The sequence below is a fragment of the Pseudomonas sp. 1912-s genome (genome assembly GCF_029269205.1).
In the GTDB taxonomy this organism is placed as follows: domain Bacteria; phylum Pseudomonadota; class Gammaproteobacteria; order Pseudomonadales; family Pseudomonadaceae; genus Aquipseudomonas.
Window position 1 is genome coordinate 25,585 of record NZ_JARIXR010000010.1, and the last position, 19,262, is coordinate 44,846.

Sequence of the window (19,262 nt, forward strand, 5' to 3'; positions counted from 1 at the left end):
CAAAGTGAATAAAAAGTATTGTTCTGGAATAAAAAACCTCGGTATTGTCCGCTCCACGCCGCGATAGCACTTCGCTGGCATCCACTAAAAAAGCGGCCGTCACAGACGACCCGGATTTTCGATAAGGACACTGCATGAAAAAGGTTCTGTTGTTTACCGCACTGGCGGCTGCCCTGACTGCAAGCTTCGCCCAGGCCAACGAGAAACTGGTGGTTGCCGCTACCCCGATCCCCCACGCCGAGATCCTTGAGCTGGTCAAACCGACCCTGGCCAAAGAAGGCGTGGACCTGGAAATCAAAGTCTTCACCGACTACGTACAGCCGAACGTACAGGTGGCCGAGAAGCGTCTGGACGCCAACTACTTCCAGACCCTGCCGTACCTGGAAAACTTCAACAAGGGTAAAGGCACCAACCTGGTCACCGTGATCGGTGTGCACGTCGAACCTTTCGGCGGTTACTCGAAAAAGATCAAAAACATCTCTGAGCTCAAAGATGGCGCCACCGTGGCCATCCCGAACGAAGGCAGCAACTCCGGCCGTGCCCTGCTGCTGCTGCAAAAGGCTGGCGTGATCACCCTGAAAGACCCGACCAACGCCCTGGCCACGCCGAAAGACATCGCCAGCAACCCGAAAAACCTGAAATTCAAAGAGCTGGAATCGGCCTTGCTGCCACGCGTTCTGGACCAGGTTGACCTGGACCTGATCAACACCAACTACGCCCTGGAAGCCGGCCTGAACCCGGCCAAGGACGCGCTGATCATCGAAGACGCCAAGTCGCCGTACGTGAACTTCCTGGTTGCCCGCCCGGACAACAAGGACAGCGATGCGATCCAGAAGCTGGCCAAAGCCCTGACCAGCCCTGAAGTGAAAGCCTTCATCGAGAAGAAATACAACGGCGCTGTTGTGCCGGCGTTCTGATCGAGCCCCAAAACCTCCTTCAAGGTTTAAACGCCGACGGCTTTTATAGCGTCGGCGTTTTTTATGGTTGGAATGCGGTCAAAACTGTGGGAGCTGGCTTGCTGTGGTGAGGGGCTTGTCCCCCGTCGGGTTCACCGCAGATTGATGGGGCTGCTTCGCAGCCCAGCGCGGGGCAAGCCCGCTCACCACAGCAAGCCCCCTCACCACAGCAAGCCAGCTCCCACATTTGGTACTGCGTCAGGTCAGACATTCCGGCTGTTAATGGCCCTGCGCAACGCCACCAGCCACTTCACCAGTTCCTGCGGGTCAATCGGTTTTGCCTCGGTCATCGCTCATTCCCTCGCCTGTTGATGGGCCGTCAGTCTGGCCAGGCGCTGCCTATCCCTGAAGTGCAGCGCCGATAAAAAGACCCTTCCTACTTCCACGGGAACAGTAGCTGTCATCCGCCTGCACCGCGAATCCGCAGGTTATCTATTTGGGTGATATCAATATGCTATTTCGGTATTTAAATTTTACTTTTTATACCTTTAAAGTCGGCGCTACTCAGCGTTACCCACGCTGAACCGGACCGCACCAACGCCGCATTACCCCTGCGGCGTCAGGGATTTCAGATGACCTTCGATTACGCATTTATCCTCAGCACGCTGCCGGCGTTTCTCAAGGCCGTGGGCGTGACCTTGCAAGTCGGCGTGATCGCCATTGGCACCTCCATGCTGGTGGCCTTGATCAACGCCGCGCTGCTGGTATTTCGCACCCCTTACGTGTGGCGCTTGGTGGCGCTGTACGTCGAGCTGGCGCGCAACACACCGCTGCTGATCCAACTGTTTTTCGTCTACTTCGCGTTGCCGGCCCTGGGGCTGAATATCTCCGGGTTCTGGGCGGCGATCATCACCATGACTTTTCTGGGCGGCGCTTACCTGACCGAAGTGCTGCGCGCGGGTGTGGAGGCGGTACCGCTGGCACAGATCGAGTCGGGTAAGTCCATCGGCCTGTCCCACTGGCAACTGCTGCGCCATGTGATCCTTCCCCAGGCCGGGATCCTCAGCCTGCCGGCGCTGTTTGCGAACTTCATTTTCTTGCTCAAGGAAACCACCATCGTTTCGGCCGTGGCGGTGCCGGAGATTCTCTACACCACCAAAAGCTATATCGCCCTCTACTACAAAACCTACGAAATGCTCGCGGTGCTCACACTGATCTGCGTGCTGTTATTCCTGCCGCTGTCGCTGCTGCTCAGCCGCCTTGAAAGGAGGCTCCAGCATGGCCAGTTCGGGTCTTGAACTACTCTGGGTGTCGTTGCCTCAACTGGGCAAGGGCGCTGCGCAAACCCTGTCGATCTCATTCTTGAGCATCGCCTTCAGTACGGTCGGCGGCGTGTTGTATGGCGTGCTGCGCACCCTGAATTCGAAAGCGATCAACCTGGTGCTGCGGGTTTACCTGGAGCTGTTTCGCGCGATCCCGGTGCTGGTGTGGCTGTATTTGCTGTTCTTCGGCTTGCCGATTTTCTTTGGCCTGAGCATCCCGAGCTTCTGGTGCGCGGTGCTGGTCTTGTCGCTGTGGGGCGCCAGTGAAGTCGGCGAAGTGGTGCGCGGTGCCTTGCATTCGTTGCCCCGCGGCCAGCGCGAAGCCGGTCTGTCGATTGGCCTGTCAGACCCGCAGCTGTACGGCTACGTGTTGCTGCCCCAGGCCCTGAAACGCATGACCCCGCCGACCATCAACGTCTATACCCGCATCATCAAGACCAGCTCCCTCGCGGTGCTGATCGGCGTGGTGGACGTGATCAAGGTCGGCCAGCAAATCATCGAGCGCACCTACGAGTCGGTGTTGATCTACGGCGCGCTGTTCCTGTTTTTCTTCTTTATCTGCTACCCGTTGTCGGCCGCCTCCAAGGTGCTGGAACGGCGCTGGGCCCAAGCATGAGCGCATTGATCGAGTTCCAGGGTTTCAACAAATACTTCGGCGAGCAGCAGGTGCTCAAGGGCATCGACCTGAGCGTCGAAAGCGGCGAAGTGGTGGTGATCCTCGGCCCCAGCGGTTGCGGCAAAAGCACGCTGCTGCGGTGTCTCAACGGCCTGGAAGTGGCCCACAGCGGCAGCCTGCGGTTTGCCGGCAAGGAGCTGCTGGACAAGGCCACCGACTGGCGTCAGGTGCGCCAGGACGTGGGCATGGTGTTCCAGAGTTACCACCTGTTCCCGCATATGAGCGTGCTCGACAACATCTTGCTCGGCCCGCTGAAAGTGCAAAAACGCGACCCCCGCGAAGCCCGCGCCCAGGCTGAAAAACTGCTGGAACGGGTGGGCCTGGCGGATAAACGCGACGCCTACCCGCGCCAGCTCTCGGGCGGCCAGCAACAACGCATCGCCATCGTGCGTTCGTTGTGCATGAACCCGCAGGTGATGCTGTTTGATGAAGTCACCGCCGCCCTCGACCCGGAAATGGTCAAGGAAGTGCTGGAAGTGATCCAGGGCCTGGCCCGGGATGGCATGACCCTGCTGATCGTCACCCATGAAATGGCCTTCGCCCGCGCGGTCGCCGACCGCGTGGTGTTTATGGAGGCCGGCCGCATCCTCGAACAAAACACCCCCGAGGCATTCTTTACGAACCCGCAAACCGCACGCGCGCAGCAGTTCCTGGAGAAGTTCTCCTTCGTTTCAACACTGCCCAAAAGAACCAAGGAACTGGAGCTGTTATGAAAACTGCCAAGTTGTTATTCCCCCTGTTCGGCCTCGCTCTGCTGGCCGGCTGCAATAAATCCGAAGAGCCCGCCAAGACGGCTGCTGCGGCCACCCCGGCACCGGCGGCGGCGAGCTACATCGACAAGATCAAGGCGCGGGACAAGCTGATCGTCGGCGTATTCACCGACAAACCACCGTTTGGTTTTGTGGATGAGTCCGGCCGCTACGTCGGCTTCGATACCGACATTGGCCGCCGCTTCGCCAAGGACCTGCTGGGCGACGAGAACAAGGTCGAATTCGTCGCCGTGGAACCGGCGAGCCGCATTCCGTTCCTGCAAAGCGACAAGGTTGACCTGATCCTTGCCAACATGACCGTGACCCCTGAGCGCAAGGAAGCGGTGGACTTCACCAACCCAAACCTGAAAGTGGCGGTGCAGGCGCTGGTGGCCAACGGCAGCCCGGTGAAAAGCCTGGACGACCTGGCGACCCGCACCACGATCGTCACCACCGGCACTACCGCTGATATCTGGCTGACCAAGAACCACCCGGACTGGAAACTGCTGAAGTTCGAGAAAAACTCCGAGTCGCTGCAAGCGTTGTCGGCAGGCCGTGGTGATGCGTACGCGCAGGACAACCTGGTGCTGTTCAGCTGGGCCAAGCAGAACCCGGGCTACCGTGTGCTGGAGCAGAAGCTGGGCGATGAAGCGCCGATTGCGCCGGCGGTGAAGAAGGGCAACATCGAACTGCGCGATTGGGTGAATGCCGAACTGGCCAAGCTGGGCGAGGAGAAATATTTGCTCAAGCTGTATGACCAGTATGTTCGCAAGGAACTGAGCGATGACACCAAGCCGGAAAGCGTGATTGTTGAAGGCGGGAAGTGGCAGGGCTGATCAGGTAGACCGCGATCGCCGGCAAGCCGGCTCCTACAGAGGAATACGATCAACTGTAGGAGCCGGCTTGCCGGCGATTGGCTCTGTCAGGCACCGCCTAGCTGGGCCAATGCCACGCCGGCTCATCCAGCACCCGCTGCCCCACCACCTGCGTCTGCCCCATCACCTTCTCCAGCACAATCGAATTACAGCCTTCATCCTGCTGCAACGCCGCAATCAAGCGGCTGGCATGGGACACCACCCACACCTGACACTGCTGCGAAACCTGGATGATCAACCGCGCCAGCGCCGGCAACAGGTCCGGGTGCAAACTGGTTTCCGGCTCGTTCAGCACCATCATCGTCGGTGGCCTCGGTGTCAGCAGCGCCGCCACCAGCAACAAATAACGCAAGGTCCCGTCCGACAACTCCGCCGCCGACAAGGGCCGCAGCAACCCTTCCTGATAAAACTCGATGGCAAAACGACCGCCCTGCAACGGCTCGATATTCAACCGCGCCCCGGGAAACGCATCGCTGATCGCCCGCTGCAAAGCCTCGGGGTCGCCGATCTCGCGGATGGTCTGCAACGCCGCCGCCAAGTCCCGACCGTCGTGATGCAGCACCGGCGTACGCGTGCCCAGTTGTGGCTGGCGCACCGGGGCGTCGATGTCGCTGCGAAAGTGGTCATAAAAGCGCCACCCGCGAATGCTTTCGCGTAACAGCAGCACCTCCGGCGAACCCCGCAGGCTGCCGACCTGATCGAACAGGCTGTGGTAATTCGGCGTGTGCTGGGCCAGTACATCCCAGGCGCGGCCATCCCGGGCGCGCACCATCGGGCCGGAACGCTGCACCAGCAGGCTCGCCGGGCGGTACACGTGGCCGGCCCAGATGCATTCCTTCTTGATCTCAGGGTCCAGGGAGAAATACGACTGGCTTGGCTCAGGCAAGCCCAGGGAGATCGCGTAGCTGAAGTCCTCGGCGGCAAACCCCAGGCGCAGGCGCTTGGCGCCCTGGCGCACGTTCGGCTCTACCGCGACTTCGCCGTTGAGCATGCGCCGGCTGATGTTTTCCGGGCCGGCCCAGAAGGTCGAGTCCAGCCCGCCCTCGCGGGCCAGTGCGTTGATCACCCCGCYCTGGGCTGTCTCCGCCAGCAGCCGCAGGGCGCGGTACAGGTTGGACTTGCCGCTGCCATTGGGGCCGGTGATCAGGTTCAACCGATCCAGCGGCACCACCAATTTGTTGATCGAGCGGTAATTGGCCACCGCTAGGGTCTTGAGCATGAGAAAAATTATCGGCGTGGGAACCCCCGGAGTATGGGATTCTCCATGCAGATAAGGAACCCTGTTCTAAGCTCACAGTCGCATAGACACTGGCACGGCGGCATCACGCAAAAGGAGCCTGCATGGGCGGTCCCACCTCGACATTTATCTTCGGCCTTGGCCTGCTGGCGCTGTTGAGCGGTTGCGGCCAGGAAAAAGCCGAACCCAAGGAACATTCCCGGGTGTTTGTGCAGACCGTGAAGTCCACCGACTTTGCCGCCGCCGTCACCTTGACCGGCGATATCCAGGCGCGAGTGCAGACCGATCTGTCGTTCCGCGTCGGCGGCAAGATCATCCAGCGCATGGTGGATGTCGGTGACCGGGTCAGCGCCAAACAAGTGCTGGCCAAGCTCGACCCGAAAGACTTGCAGACCAACGTCGACTCCGCCCAGGCCCAGGTGGTCGCCGAGCAGGCGCGGGTCAAACAGACTGCCGCCGCGTTTGTGCGCCAGGAAAAACTCCTGCCCAAGGGCTACACCAGTCGCAGCGAATACGACTCCGCCCAGGCCGCGCTACGCAGCAGCCAGAGCGCACTGACCGCCGCCCAGGCGCAGTTGGCCAACGCCCGCGAGCAGTTGGGCTACACCTCGCTGATCGCCGACGCGCCGGGCATCATCACCGCGCGCCAGGCCGAGGTGGGCCAGGTGGTGCAAGCCACCGTGCCGATTTTCAGCCTGGCCCGGGACGGCGAGCGCGACGCGGTGTTCAACGTCTATGAATCGTTGCTGGTGGAGCCGCCACCGGACAAACCGATTACCGTCAGCCTGCTGGAAAACCCGCAGATTACTGCCGTGGGCAAGGTCCGCGAAGTCACCCCGGCGGTGGCTGCGAATACCGGCACCGTGCAAGTCAAAATCGCCCTCGACGCGCTGCCCAAGGGCATGCAGTTGGGCTCGGTGGTCAGCGCCACCGCCAACGGGCCGGCCAAGGCCAGCATCGAGTTGCCATGGGCCGCCCTGACCAAAGACATCAGCGCGCCGGCGGTCTGGCTGATTGACGACGACGGCAAGGCGCAGTTGCACAAGGTCACGGTCGCGCGCTACCTCACCGGCAAGGTGATCATCAGCGACGGCCTCAAGGGCGGCGAAAAAGTCGTGGTGGCCGGCGGGCAATTGCTGCATCCCGGCATGATCGTGGAAATCGCCCAGCCGCCGGATCAGGCCCAGGCCCAGGGAGTGCAGCCATGAAGCGGCTGACGGTATTACTCGCCGCCAGCCTGCTGTTGGTGGCGTGCTCCAAGGAAGAACCGGCGCCGGAACCGGTGCGCCCGGTGTTGTCGATTGAAGTGAAATCCGAAGACCAGGAAAACCTCGGCCGCTTTGCCGGTACGATCCAGGCCCGCTACGAGAGCAATCTCGGTTTCCGTGTGCCCGGCCGCATCGCCCGGCGCGCGGTCGACGTAGGCGCTGAGGTGGAGCAGGGCGCGTTGCTGGCCGTGCTCGACCCCACCGATCAGCAGAACCAGCTTCGTGCTGCCCAGGGCGACCTGGCCCGCGTCCAGGCGCAGTGGATCAACGCCCAGGCCAACGCACGTCGCCAGCAGGAATTGTTCAATCGTGGCGTCGGCGCCCAGGCCCAACTGGACATCGCCCAGACTGACCTGAAAACCACCCAGGCTTCCCTTGACCAGGCCAGGGCCTCGGTCAACCAGGCCAAGGACCAGCTCAACTACGCCGAACTGCGCACCGACCACGCGGGCATCGTCACCGCCTGGAATGCCGAGGCCGGCCAGGTGGTCAGCGCCGGGCAGCAAGTGGTGACCCTGGCGCGCCCGGACATCAAGGAAGCGGTGATCGACCTGCCCGCCGGCCTTGCCGAGCGGCTGCCGCCGGACGTGGTGTTCCTGGTGGCCGGGCAGATGGACCCGAGCGTCAGCACCACCGCCACCGTACGCGAGATCGAACCCCAGGCCCAAAGCGCCACTCGCACCCGTCGTGCGCGCCTGACCCTGGCCGAAACGCCGCCCGCATTTCGCCTTGGCACCGCCATCAGCGTAACCCTCAGCTCCGCCATCGCCCCGCGCATCGAACTGCCCCTCAGCGCCGTGCAGGAGGCTGACGGCAAGACCCGCATCTGGGTGATCGACACCCAAAGTCAGACCGTGCAGCCCCGTGACGTCACCATCGTCAGCCGTGACGCCGACAGCGCCTTGCTCAACGCCGGCGTCAAACCCGGCGAACGCGTGGTGAGTGCCGGCGTGAACAGCCTGAAGCCCGGGCAAAAAGTCAAAATCGACGAGGACAGCCCGCGATGAAAGGGAGCTTCAACTTATCCGACTGGGCCCTCAAGCATCAGTCCTTCGTGTGGTACCTGATGTTCGTCGCGCTGCTGATGGGCGTGTTCTCGTACATGAACCTGGGCCGTGAGGAAGACCCGTCGTTCACCATCAAGACCATGGTGATCCAGACCCGCTGGCCGGGCGCGACCCAGGAAGAAACCCTCAAGCAGGTCACTGATCGCATCGAGAAAAAACTCGAAGAGCTGGACTCCCTCGACTACGTGAAAAGCTACACCCGGCCCGGGGAATCCACGGTGTTTGTGTTCCTGCGGGACACCACTAGCGCCAAGGACATCCCGGAGATCTGGTACCAGGTCCGCAAGAAGATCGACGACATTCGCGGCAGTTTCCCCCAGGGCTTGCAGGGGCCGGCGTTCAACGACGAGTTCGGTGATGTATTCGGCTCGGTGTACGCGTTTACCGCCGATGGCCTGTCGATGCGCCAACTGCGCGATTACGTGGAGCAGGTGCGCGCCGAAATTCGCTCGGTGCCGGGGCTGGGCAAGGTCGAGATGATCGGCCAGCAGGACGAAGTGATTTACCTGAATTTCTCCACCCGCAAACTCGCGGCCCTGGGGATTGACCAGCGCCAGGTGGTGCAGAGCCTGCAATCGCAGAACGCGGTGACCCCGGCCGGGGTGATCGAGGCCGGGCCCGAGCGGATTTCGGTGCGCACCTCCGGGCAGTTCGCTTCGGAGAAGGACCTGGCCAACGTCAACCTGCGGCTCAATGACCGGTTCTATCGCCTGGCCGACGTGGCGGAAATCACCCGTGGCTACGTCGACCCGTCGACGCCGATGTTCCGCTTCAACGGCAAGCCCGCCATCGGTTTGGCCATCGCCATGCAGAAGGGCGGCAACATCCAGGACTTCGGCAAGGCCCTGCACCAGCGTATGGATGACCTGACGGCCGACCTGCCGGTGGGGGTGGGCGTGCACAAGGTTTCCGACCAGGCAGAAGTGGTGGAAGAGGCCGTCGGCGGCTTCACCAGCGCGCTGTTTGAAGCGGTGATCATCGTGCTGGTGGTGAGCTTTATCAGCCTCGGCGTGCGTGCCGGGTTGGTGGTGGCCTGTTCGATTCCGCTGGTGCTGGCACTGGTGTTTGTGTTCATGGAATACAGCGGCATCACCATGCAGCGGGTGTCGCTGGGCGCCTTGATCATCGCCCTCGGCCTGTTGGTGGACGATGCGATGATCACCGTGGAGATGATGATCACGCGCCTGGAAAAAGGTGAGACCAAGGAGCAGGCGGCAACCTTCGCCTACACCTCCACCGCGTTCCCGATGTTGACCGGCACCCTGGTGACCGTCGCCGGGTTTGTGCCGATCGGCCTCAACGCCAGTTCGGCGGGCGAGTACACCTTCACTTTGTTCGCGGTGATTGCCGTGGCGATGCTGGTGTCGTGGGTGGTCGCGGTGTTGTTCGCGCCGGTGCTGGGCGTGCATATCCTCAGTAGCAAGGTAAAACCCCATAACGCCGAGCCGGGCCGGGTGGGCCGGGCGTTCAATGGCGGCATGCTGTGGGCCATGCGCAATCGCTGGTGGGCCATCGGCATCACCGTGCTGTTGTTTGTGGCGTCGGTGTTTTCCATGCAGTTCGTGCAGAACCAGTTTTTCCCGTCCTCGGACCGTCCGGAAATTCTCGTCGACCTCAACCTGCCGCAAAACGCTTCGATCAATGAAACCCGCAAGGCCGTCGACCGCCTTGAAGCCATCATCAAGGACGACCCGGACATCGCCCGCTGGAGCACCTACATCGGCCAGGGCGCGATCCGTTTCTACCTGCCCCTGGACCAGCAACTGGAGAACCCGTACTACGCGCAGTTGGTGATTGTGAGCAAGGGCCTGGAAGAACGCGGCGCGCTGATTGCCCGCCTGCAAAAACGCCTGCGGGAAGATTTTGTCGGCGTGGGCAGCTTTGTGCAGCCGCTGGAAATGGGCCCGCCGGTGGGGCGTCCGATTCAGTACCGGGTGTCTGGCAAGGACATCGACCAGGTGCGCAAACATGCGATCGAACTGGCGACCATGCTCGATAAAAATACCCACATGGGCGAGATCATCTACGACTGGAACGAGCCGGGCAAAGTCCTGCGGGTGGACATCGCCCAGGACAAGGCGCGGCAACTGGGGCTGTCGTCGGAAGACGTGGCGCAGTTGATGAACAGCGTGGTCAGCGGTGCGTCGGTGACCCAGGTGCACGACGATATCTACCTGATCAACGTGGTCGGCCGCGCCGAAGACGCCGAGCGCGGTACACCGGAGACCTTGCAGAACCTGCAGATCGTCACGCCCAACGGCACCTCGATTCCGCTGCTGGCGTTCGCCACCGTGCGCTATGAACTTGAGCAGCCGCTGGTGTGGCGTCGCGACCGCAAGCCGACCATTACGATCAAGGCGGCGGTGCGCGACGACATGCAGCCGACCGACCTGGTGAAACAGCTCAAGCCGGAAATCGACACGTTCAGCGCTGCGTTGCCGGTGGGTTACAAGGTCGCTACCGGTGGCACCGTGGAAGAAAGCGGCAAGGCCCAGGGCCCGATTGCCAAGGTGGTGCCGCTGATGCTGTTCTTGATGGCGACCTTCCTGATGATCCAGCTGCACAGCGTGCAGAAGATGTTCCTGGTGGCCAGCGTTGCGCCGCTGGGGTTGATTGGCGTGGTGCTGGCGCTGATTCCCACGGGCACGCCCATGGGCTTTGTGGCGATCCTCGGGATCCTTGCGTTGATCGGTATCATCATCCGTAACTCGGTGATCCTGGTGACGCAGATCGACGCCTACGAACGCGACGGCTACACGCCGTGGGACGCGGTGGTGGAAGCCACCGAGCACCGGCGCCGGCCAATCCTGCTGACCGCAGCGGCGGCCAGCCTGGGCATGATCCCCATCGCCCGGGAAGTGTTCTGGGGGCCAATGGCTTACGCGATGATCGGCGGGATTATTATCGCCACCTTGCTCACGCTGCTGTTTTTGCCGGCGCTGTATGTGGCCTGGTACAAGATTCGCGAGCCGAAGAAAGAACAGGCTTGAGCATGATTTACTGGCTGCGCCACGGGCTGCTGCTGGGCAGCCTGATGTTATCGCCCCTTGCCGTCGCCACGACCGTGCTGGAAAACCACCTGTGGCGCGTCGAACTCGACCCGGCCACCTTGGCGGTTCGGGTCACACCGGTCGACCGCGACGCAGTGCAAGCCTCCAGCGGTGTCGACGCGCACACGGTCAGCCAACTGACGGAGAGTCCCAAACAGGCCAGTTGGCACTGGGACAACGGCGCCTACCGCTTGAGCGCCACCCTCGATCAACGTGATCTCGCGCTGACGATTACTGCCCGTGATGCCGGTGAGCTGCCGATCCTGCGGCAACCCGCCAGTGCCATGGGCAACGGCCTGATCTGGCCCCTGGCCGAAGGGCACTACGTGCCGGCGGGCAATGCCGTGTGGCAAAAATTCCTGCTGGAGCAGGGCGACGTCAACACCACCCAAGACCTCAGCCTGCCATTGTGGGGTGTGGACCACGGTGCGTTCACCCTCAACTGGCTGATGACCAATCCCTACAACAACCGCTTGCACTGGCAGGCCGACGGTAAGGGACTCGCGTTATCGGCCTCCCATGAGTTCACAACGCTGCATCCCGCGACGCCGATGACGCTGCTGCTGCACCTCGGCGAGAGCGACCTGCTGGCCGGCGCCAAGCGTTATCGCCAGTGGCTGGTGGAGCAGGGACGTTATGAGCCGTTGGCAGACAAACTGCGGCAAACCCCGGAAGCAGAAAAACTGCTGGGCGCCAGCCATATCTACCTGTGGGGCAATGACCTGCTGGGCCCGGGTGATGTGCGCGACTGGCCGCAACTGCTCAAGCTGCTGCGCAGCGGCAAAGGGCTGGCGGCTGAATTGAATGGTTTGCTCGATAAAGAATCGGCGCAGGTTCGACAGGTCAAGCAGCCGTATGAGCAGACCGTGCTCTTGCGGGGCTTGAACGCGGCCATCAACCAGAAAGCCCGGCAGAATTGGCAGCCCTCCACCGAGCCGGACATGACCCAACTCGCTGAGGGTTATGGCGCACTGCGCCGCGAATTGGCGGTGGCCTTTGCCGGGGCCTTGAGCGCTACGCCCGAGACCTGGGGCAACACCTTGTCGGTCACCCACGCGCTGAAAGGCGCGGGTCTCAAACGCCTGCTGGTGACCCAGGGCGAAGGCTGGGAAGGCGGGCTCTGGCACCCTGAAGCGGTCAAGACCGGGGTCGACGCCGGTTACCTGATGGCGCCCTACGACTCTTACGAAACCGCCTTGTCCGCCACCGAAAACCCTGACTGGACCACCGCGCACCTGGGCAGCAAGGCCTGGCGCGAATGCGCGATCGTATTGAAGGGCGGCGAGTTCAAGACCGGCTTCCAGAAGTCCGGCCACTACACCGACCCGCGTTGCGTGCGGCCATTGCTGGAGGCGCGGATCAAGGCGGTGCAAGCCAGGTCCGGGTTCAACGCCTGGTTCCTCGACGCCTACGCCACCAGCATGCTGTTCGACAGCTATCGCACCGGCGCGAGCATGACCCAGGCACAGAATGCCGAAGGCAATATCGACGCGTCCCGCTGGATCAGCACCGTGCTCAAGCTGCCGGCAGGGTCCGAGGACGGCAACGCGATTACCGCCCAAGGCATCCTGTTTGCCCACGGCATGCAAACGCCGGTGCTGGGCTGGGGAGACAAGGAGATGACCCAGGATAAGCAGTCGCCCTATTACGTGGGCGCCTGGTACCCGCCGGAACAGCCGGCGGTGTTCTTCAAGCCGGTGCCGTTGAAGGCGCCGTTTCGCACGGTCTACTTTGACCCGACGATGCGCCTGCCGCTGTACCAATCGGTGTTCCATGGCTCGGTGATCACCACGCACCATTGGCTGTTCGACAGCCTGAAACTGAGCAACGTGCGGGCCGAGAACGAGCTGACGCAACTGCTCTACAACGTGCCGCCGCTGTATCACCTGAGTGCGGCGACGATGAAGCAGCGCTTGCCGGTGATTCAGCGCCAGGACGAATTTTTCCGTCCGCTGCATGAACGGTTGGCGACTCAGGCCATGACGGATTTCCGCTGGTTGACGGCAGACAGGCAGGTGCAGCAGACCACGTTTGCGGATGGGACGCGGTTGGTGGCGAATTTTGCTGAGGGGCGTATTACGGCGTTTGTGCCGGGTGCGCAGGCGGTGGTGTATCAGGTGGATCAGGGGGGCTTGTGAATCCATCGCAGGCAAGCCAGCTCCCACATTTGACCGCGTTGCCAGCGCTTGCACCGATCAAATGTGGGAGCCGGGCTTGCCCGCGATGAGGCCAGTTCAGGCAATGCAGCTCTAAACTTTCTTCCACACACTCGCCAGCCACGGCTGCTGTTCCCGAGGCAACCCCGCTGGCCGGTAGTAATGCTCCAGCTCCACAAACCCCGCCGCCGTCAGCAGTTCCTGCCACGCCTGCAAGTCGTGGTACGAGCCATACCGCGGCCCGTTCCAACCTTCCTGGTTTTCACCCCGAGGGTTCGAACTGAACAACACGCCACCGACCTTCAACGCCCCATGCAACTGCCCGAGCACCCGCGGCAGTTCCTGCTTGGGAATATGAAACAGCACCGCATTGGCGAAGATCCCGTCAAAACGGCCGGCGGGCAAATCCAGCTTCAGAAAGTCCTGCTGCAGCACTTCACAGCCGCTGTCTTCCCGGGCCATTTGCGCAAAGCGCTCCGAGCCATCAAGCCCCACCGCGATATGGCCCATGCGGGTAAACGTCTGCAAATCCCGGCCCGGGCCGCAGCCGAAATCCAGCACGGTAAACGGCGCGTCGCCCTGGATATGCCGCAGCAACGCATCGATGTTCTGGCTCACGTCATGATCGCGGGTGCCTTCACGAAAATCCTCGGCCACCTTGTTGTAGTGGCCGAGGGTGGTGGAGGTGATCTGGTGGAGGTCGTCGGGGGCGAGTTTCATGGCGGGTCATACCGGGCGCTGAGATTGCCCGACTATACCTCACCTCTTGTTCAGAACCCTGGCCAACCGATCGCCGCCCAATTGAATCACCGCCACCAGGATCACCAGCAGCACGATCACGGTGAGCATGATCTGGGTATCAAAGCGCTGATACCCATAGCGATAGGCAATATCCCCCAGCCCACCGGCACCAATCGCCCCGGCCATGGCCGAGGAGTTGATCATGGTCACCAGGGTGATCGTGAACCCGCCGACAATCCCCGGCAGCGCCTCGGGCAACAGCACGTGCCAGACGATATGCCAGCGCCGGCAACCCATGGCTTGCGCCGCCTCGATCAGGCCGTGATCGACTTCCCGCAGGCTGACCTCGGCGATCCGCGCAAAGAACGGCGTGGCTGCAATGGTCAGCGGCACTACCGCCGCCCACACGCCATAGGTGGTGCCGACGATCAGCCGGGTGAACGGAATCAGCGCCACCATCAGAATCAGAAACGGAATCGAGCGGAACAGGTTAACGAACGCCCCCAGCACCCGATTCAACGCGGGCGCCTGATAGATGCCGCCCTTGTCGCTGGTCACCAGGAACACCGCCAGGGGAATTCCCACCAGCAACGCGATCAACGACGACACACCCACCATCAACAGGGTGTCGATGGCGCCCTGCAATAAACGATCAAACCACATAACCCAGCACCTCCACCTGTTGTGCCCAGCGCCCGGCGCGGGTGCGCAGGTCTTCGGCGGTCAGGGACGAGCCGCTCACCGCCAGCAGCAATTGCCCCAAGGCGTGGCCCTGGATGCGTTCCACACCGCCTTGCAGCAAGCGCACGCGCCCGCCGAGGGCGCTGAACAACGCAGCAAGATCGGGTTCGTCTTCGGCACTGCCAGTCAGTTGCAAGCGCAGCACCACGGCGGCGTCCTTTGAGGTCGGATTGGCCTGCAGGCGGCTTTGCAACTCTTCAGGCAGGCCATGTTGCAGCGGCGCCAGCAGGGTTTTGCTGACCTCATGCTGCGGGTTGCCGAACACTTCCCACACCGGACCTTGCTCGACCACATGGCCGTGTTCCAGCACCACCACGCGGTCGCAGATTTCGCGAATAACGGCCATTTCGTGGGTGATCAGCACAATGGTCAGGCCCAGGCGTTTGTTGATCTCCCGCAGCAGGCCGAGGATGGATTGCGTGGTCTCAGGGTCGAGCGCCGAAGTGGCTTCATCGCACAACAGAATCTGTGGGTCATGCACCAGTGAGCGGGCGATGCCCACCCGCTGTTTCTGCCCGCCGGACAGCTGCGCCGGGTAGGCCTTGTGCTTGTCTTGCAAACCCACCAGCTCCAACAGCTCGCGCACCTTTTGCTCGCGCTGTTCCTTGGGTACGCCCGCGACTTTCAGCGGCAGTTCGACGTTCTGCCACACGGTCTTGGCCGACATCAGGTTGAAGTGCTGGAAGATCATGCCGATGCGCCGGCGCAACGCGACCAGGCGGTCTTCGTCGAAGTCACCGATGTCCACCTGGTCAATCAATACCCGGCCGCTGCTCGGTTGTTCCAGGCGGTTGATGGTGCGGATCAGCGACGACTTGCCGGCGCCGCTGCGGCCGATGATGCCGAAGACTTCGCCGCGCTGGATCGCCAGGTCGATGCCTTGCAGGGCGGGCACGGATTGGCCGTCATAGGTCTTGCCCAGGTTGATAAAGCGCACGTGCGCGCTGTTCAGATCCGGGTGCAGTTCTGTCTGCTCGGCGTCCCTGGGTGGCAGGTCCAGGTCGCGCAGTTGAGAGTGGGCGGCGGTCATTTTTTATCTTCCCAGCCCACTTGGTAGAGCTTGCCAAGGGATTTATCCAACGCGGCGCGCACCACCGGCGAGTGCTGGTAGATGTCGACGAACTTGATCACACGCGGGTCGGTTTTGCTCTTGGGCTGGATCACGAACTGGATCACGTATTCCGGGTGGTCGAGGCCGTCGAACAGCAGCGCCGACTCGGCATCGAAGGTCTTGGACAGGCGGATATACGCCGGGTAGCCCTGCACCAGGTCGGCGTCGTCATAAGCGCGCACCAGTTGCACGGCTTCGACTTGCAGGATCTTGATCTTCTTCGGGTTGGTGACGATGTCTTCTTCAGTGGCCTTGTAGCCCACGCCTGGCTTGAGCGTGATCAAGCCGGCCTTGGCCAGCAGTTGCAAGCCGCGACCGCTGTTGATCGGGTCGTTGGCAATCGCCACGCTGGCGCCCTGGGGCAGGTCGTTGATGCTCTTGTACTTCTTCGAATACAGCCCGACGTTGTTGATGATGCCCGGCGCGTACGGCACCAGGTCAAAGCCCGCAGCGGCCTTGGCGTTTTCCAAAAACGGGATGTGCTGGAAGTAGTTCACGTCGATATCGCCGGCCGCCAGGCTGACATTGGGTGCGATCCAGTCGGTGAACTCCACCAGTTCGACTTTCAAACCCTGTTTGCCGGCCTCTTCGACGGCGGCCTCCAGGGGAATGGCGAACGCGGCGGTGGTGCCGACTTTCAAGGGAGCGTCAGCGGCAAATACCGCCGAGCTGAACAATCCGAGGGCGAGAGCCAGTGCTTTGACTGGATGGCTGAGCAATGTTTTTTTCATAGTGGATTTCCAGTCATAAGGTATTTGTGTGAGCAACTCGGTCAACTGTGGGAGCAGGCAAGCCAGCTCCCACATTTTGGTTCAGTGTCGGTAGGTGGAACCGGTGTGTTGTTCAGGTAAGTGCGCTGAGCTGTGGAAGACTTTTTCCCGCAACGTCCCGGTCTCATACGCGGTCTTGTACGAGCCCCGGCGCTGCAGTTCCGGCACCACCAGTTCGATGAAGTCGACGTAGCTTTCCGGGGTGACGATGCGCGTCAGGTTGAAGCCATCCAGGCCGGTTTCGCTGATCCATGATTCCAGCTCGTCAGCCACCTGCGCAGGCGAACCCACCAGGGTGATGTAGCGGCCGCCGAGGGCGTGTTGCTCAAGCAATTTGCGTCGGGTCCAGTCGTTGTTTTGCAGGTTCTTGGTCGCCGACTGGATGGCGTTGCTCTTCACGTACTGGATCGGCTCATCCAGTTCGTATTGGGAAAAATCAATCGCGGTGGAGGCCGAGAAATGCGCCACGCCGGCTTCCGCGCTGGCATGGCTCAGGTACTCGGCGTGCTTGGCCCACGCCGCTTCTTCGGTGGCGCCGACGATCACGTTGAGCCCCATGAACACCTTGATGTCCTCCGGGTTGCGCCCGGCTTCCACGGCACTGGCGCGCACCTTGCCCACCTGGATTTTGGTCGACGCCTTGTTCTGCCCGCTGATGAATACGCACTCGGCATGGCGCCCGGCGAACAGCAAGCCACGGTCCGAACTGCCCGCCTGGAACAGCACCGGCGTACGCTGCGGCGACGGCTCGCACAGGTGATAACCCTCCACCTGATAGAACTCGCCCTTGTGCTCGACCTTGTGCACCTTCTCTGGCTGGGCATACACCCGCGCGTGCGGGTCGTTGATCACCGCGTCGTTTTCCCAACTGCCTTCCCAGAGTTTGTAGAGCACTTCCAGGTATTCGTCGGCCTGGTCGTAGCGCCGGTCATGCTCGACCTGCTCGGTGAGGCCCATGGCCTTGGCGGCGCTGTCGAGGTAGCCGGTGACGATGTTCCAGCCCACCCGGCCACGGCTCAGGTGATCGAGCGTGGACATGCGCCGGGCGAACAGATACGGCGGTTCGTAGGTGAGGTTGGCGGTGAGGCCGAAGCCGAGGTTTTTGGTGACGGCGGCCATGGCCGAGACCAGCAGCAACGGGTCGTTGACCGGCAGCTGGATCGACTCTTTGAGCGGCACGTCCACCGAATTCTGGTAGACGTCATACACCCCGACGATGTCGGCGATGAACAGGCCGTCAAACAGCCCGCGTTCCAGCAACTGCGCCAGTTCGGTCCAGTACTCGATGGTTTTGTACTGGGTCGAGTTGTCCCGTGGATGGGTCCACAGGCCGTGGTTGATATGCCCGATGCAGTTCATGTTGAAGGCATTGAGCAGGATCTTTTTCTTCGCCATCAGATAGTCCCCCGCAGTGGCGGGTTTTCATCGTTGAGGTAGTAGTTGCCCACAGCAAAGTATTTCCAGCGCACCGGGTCGTGCAGGGTGTGCACCCGGGCGTTGCGCCAGTGGCGGTCCAGGCCGTGTTCGGCGAGGGTTGCCTGGCTGCCGGCGAGTTCGAACAGGGTGCTGCCGGCGGCCAGGGAAATCTCCGTACTCAGGGCGCGCACTTCGGCGACCGCGATGGATGCGGCGGCGACGGTGTCGGCATTGCTGTCGGCCTGGGCGCGGTCGAGGAACTCACCGGAGCGTTCCAGCAATGCCTCGGTGGCGTGCAGGCGGATGCTCAGGTGGCCGAAGCTTTTCAGGGTCAGTGGGTCTTCCGTTGCCTTGTCGCTGGTGGCGTCGATCCATGGCCGGGTTTTGGTGCGCACGAAGTGCAGGGCATCTTCATAGGCGGCGCGGGCGATGCCGGTGTCGATGGCGGCGTGAAGGATCTGCGCCAGCGGGCCGACGGTGGTCGGGCGTTCGAAGGCGCTCTGGAACGGGATGACGTCCTGGGCCGCAACCCACACGTTATCGAACACCACCGAACCGCTGCCGGTGGTGCGCTGGCCGAAGCCGCTCCAGTCGTCGATCACGCTCAGGCCCTCGCTGTCACGGGTGACAAAGGCCAGTTGCTGCACACCGTTTTCGTCCACCACGGAAGTGGGAATACGTTGGGCGTAGATCGCGCCGGTCGAGTAGAACTTGCGGCCGGTGATACGGAAACCGTCACCGTCGCGGGTGATCTTGGTGATGCGGTCGTGGGCGGTCTTGGTGCCCAGTTCTGCCAGGGCATTGCCGAAGCGTTGGCCGGCGAGCACTTCGGCGTACAGGCGTTTTTGCTGCGCCGGGCTGCCGTTAACGCGCAGCACTTCGAGGGCATAAAAGTGGTTCTGCGGGATCTGCCCCAGGGACGCATCCGCCTGGGCAATCAGTGCCGTGACCTTGGCCAGGGTGACGTTGGAAACGCCGGCACCACCGAACTCCTTGGGTACGCTGATGCCCCACAGGCCGGAGCGCGAAAACACGTCCAGTTCAGGCAAGGGCAGGCGGCGTTCACGGTCACGCAAGGCGCTGTCGCGGCGGAAGTCTTCGGCCAGGTCACTGGCGACAATAAGGGCTTGTTCATCGCTGGTAATAACCGCGACGTGATGAGAAAGGGTCATGCGTATTCTCCAGAG

General features: G+C 62.1%; 16 protein-coding genes. 9 read left to right on the top strand and 7 right to left on the bottom strand.

Features of this window, described 5'->3' with window-relative positions; all coding sequences use genetic code 11:
• The first annotated feature begins 134 nt into the window (after window positions 1-134).
• From P3C29_RS14800 to P3C29_RS14820, 5 genes are all read left to right on the top strand, one after another.
• Window positions 135-917, top strand: coding sequence for a MetQ/NlpA family ABC transporter substrate-binding protein (locus tag P3C29_RS14800; protein ID WP_010168878.1), 783 nt, complete (start codon window positions 135-137; stop codon window positions 915-917).
• A gap of 611 nt (window positions 918-1,528) precedes the next feature.
• Window positions 1,529-2,194, top strand: coding sequence for an amino acid ABC transporter permease (locus tag P3C29_RS14805; protein WP_275964805.1), 666 nt, complete (start codon window positions 1,529-1,531; stop codon window positions 2,192-2,194).
• On the top strand, window positions 2,175-2,834 hold the full coding sequence (locus P3C29_RS14810) for an amino acid ABC transporter permease (RefSeq protein ID WP_010168880.1): 660 nt from the start codon (window positions 2,175-2,177) through the stop codon (window positions 2,832-2,834). The genes P3C29_RS14805 and P3C29_RS14810 overlap by 20 nt, the downstream gene beginning before the upstream one ends.
• On the top strand, window positions 2,831-3,607 hold the full coding sequence (locus tag P3C29_RS14815; RefSeq protein ID WP_010168881.1) for an amino acid ABC transporter ATP-binding protein: 777 nt from the start codon (window positions 2,831-2,833) through the stop codon (window positions 3,605-3,607). The genes P3C29_RS14810 and P3C29_RS14815 overlap by 4 nt, the downstream gene beginning before the upstream one ends.
• Window positions 3,604-4,479, top strand: coding sequence for a transporter substrate-binding domain-containing protein (locus P3C29_RS14820; protein ID WP_201125870.1), 876 nt, complete (start codon window positions 3,604-3,606; stop codon window positions 4,477-4,479). Before P3C29_RS14815 ends, P3C29_RS14820 begins: the two co-directional genes overlap by 4 nt.
• 97 nt (window positions 4,480-4,576) lie before the next feature.
• On the opposite strand, the gene P3C29_RS14825 is transcribed toward P3C29_RS14820, so the two are convergent.
• Window positions 4,577-5,737, bottom strand: coding sequence for an AAA family ATPase (locus P3C29_RS14825; RefSeq protein WP_275964806.1), 1,161 nt, complete (start codon window positions 5,735-5,737; stop codon window positions 4,577-4,579).
• Between the two features lie 122 nt (window positions 5,738-5,859).
• Here P3C29_RS14825 and P3C29_RS14830 point away from each other — a divergent pair, with 122 nt between their 5' ends.
• Genes P3C29_RS14830 through P3C29_RS14845 form a run of 4 tightly spaced genes read left to right on the top strand, consistent with a single transcriptional unit; the run spans window position 5,860 to window position 13,278 of the window.
• Window positions 5,860-6,963, top strand: coding sequence for an efflux RND transporter periplasmic adaptor subunit (locus tag P3C29_RS14830; protein WP_169386650.1), 1,104 nt, complete (start codon window positions 5,860-5,862; stop codon window positions 6,961-6,963).
• Window positions 6,960-8,030, top strand: a complete 1,071-nt coding sequence (locus P3C29_RS14835; RefSeq protein ID WP_010168887.1) for an efflux RND transporter periplasmic adaptor subunit — start codon at window positions 6,960-6,962, stop codon at window positions 8,028-8,030. The genes P3C29_RS14830 and P3C29_RS14835 overlap by 4 nt, the downstream gene beginning before the upstream one ends.
• The gene (locus P3C29_RS14840; protein ID WP_201125874.1) at window positions 8,027-11,080 is read left to right on the top strand and encodes an efflux RND transporter permease subunit; all 3,054 of its coding nucleotides are present in this window, start codon (window positions 8,027-8,029) and stop codon (window positions 11,078-11,080) included. The genes P3C29_RS14835 and P3C29_RS14840 overlap by 4 nt, the downstream gene beginning before the upstream one ends.
• Window positions 11,081-11,082: 2 nt before the next feature.
• The gene (locus P3C29_RS14845; protein WP_275964807.1) at window positions 11,083-13,278 is read left to right on the top strand and encodes a glycoside hydrolase; all 2,196 of its coding nucleotides are present in this window, start codon (window positions 11,083-11,085) and stop codon (window positions 13,276-13,278) included.
• Window positions 13,279-13,389: 111 nt separating this feature from the next.
• On the opposite strand, the gene P3C29_RS14850 is transcribed toward P3C29_RS14845, so the two are convergent.
• From P3C29_RS14850 to P3C29_RS14875, 6 genes are all read right to left on the bottom strand, one after another.
• Window positions 13,390-14,016 (bottom strand): class I SAM-dependent methyltransferase, encoded by a 627-nt coding sequence (locus P3C29_RS14850; protein WP_275964808.1) that lies wholly within the window; start codon window positions 14,014-14,016, stop codon window positions 13,390-13,392.
• A gap of 39 nt (window positions 14,017-14,055) precedes the next feature.
• Window positions 14,056-14,700, bottom strand: coding sequence for a methionine ABC transporter permease (locus tag P3C29_RS14855; protein WP_003211840.1), 645 nt, complete (start codon window positions 14,698-14,700; stop codon window positions 14,056-14,058).
• A complete protein-coding gene (locus P3C29_RS14860) occupies window positions 14,690-15,808 on the bottom strand; it encodes an ATP-binding cassette domain-containing protein (protein WP_275964809.1) in 1,119 nt (372 codons plus the stop codon). The genes P3C29_RS14855 and P3C29_RS14860 overlap by 11 nt, the downstream gene beginning before the upstream one ends.
• Entirely contained in the window at window positions 15,805-16,620 is an 816-nt protein-coding gene (locus tag P3C29_RS14865; protein ID WP_010168897.1) for a MetQ/NlpA family ABC transporter substrate-binding protein, read from the bottom strand. Before P3C29_RS14865 ends, P3C29_RS14860 begins: the two co-directional genes overlap by 4 nt.
• An 81-nt stretch (window positions 16,621-16,701) precedes the next feature.
• Window positions 16,702-18,054 (bottom strand): LLM class flavin-dependent oxidoreductase, encoded by a 1,353-nt coding sequence (locus P3C29_RS14870; protein ID WP_275964810.1) that lies wholly within the window; start codon window positions 18,052-18,054, stop codon window positions 16,702-16,704.
• Window positions 18,054-19,247 (bottom strand): SfnB family sulfur acquisition oxidoreductase, encoded by a 1,194-nt coding sequence (locus tag P3C29_RS14875; protein ID WP_008435819.1) that lies wholly within the window; start codon window positions 19,245-19,247, stop codon window positions 18,054-18,056. Before P3C29_RS14875 ends, P3C29_RS14870 begins: the two co-directional genes overlap by 1 nt.
• Window positions 19,248-19,262: the final 15 nt, after the last annotated feature.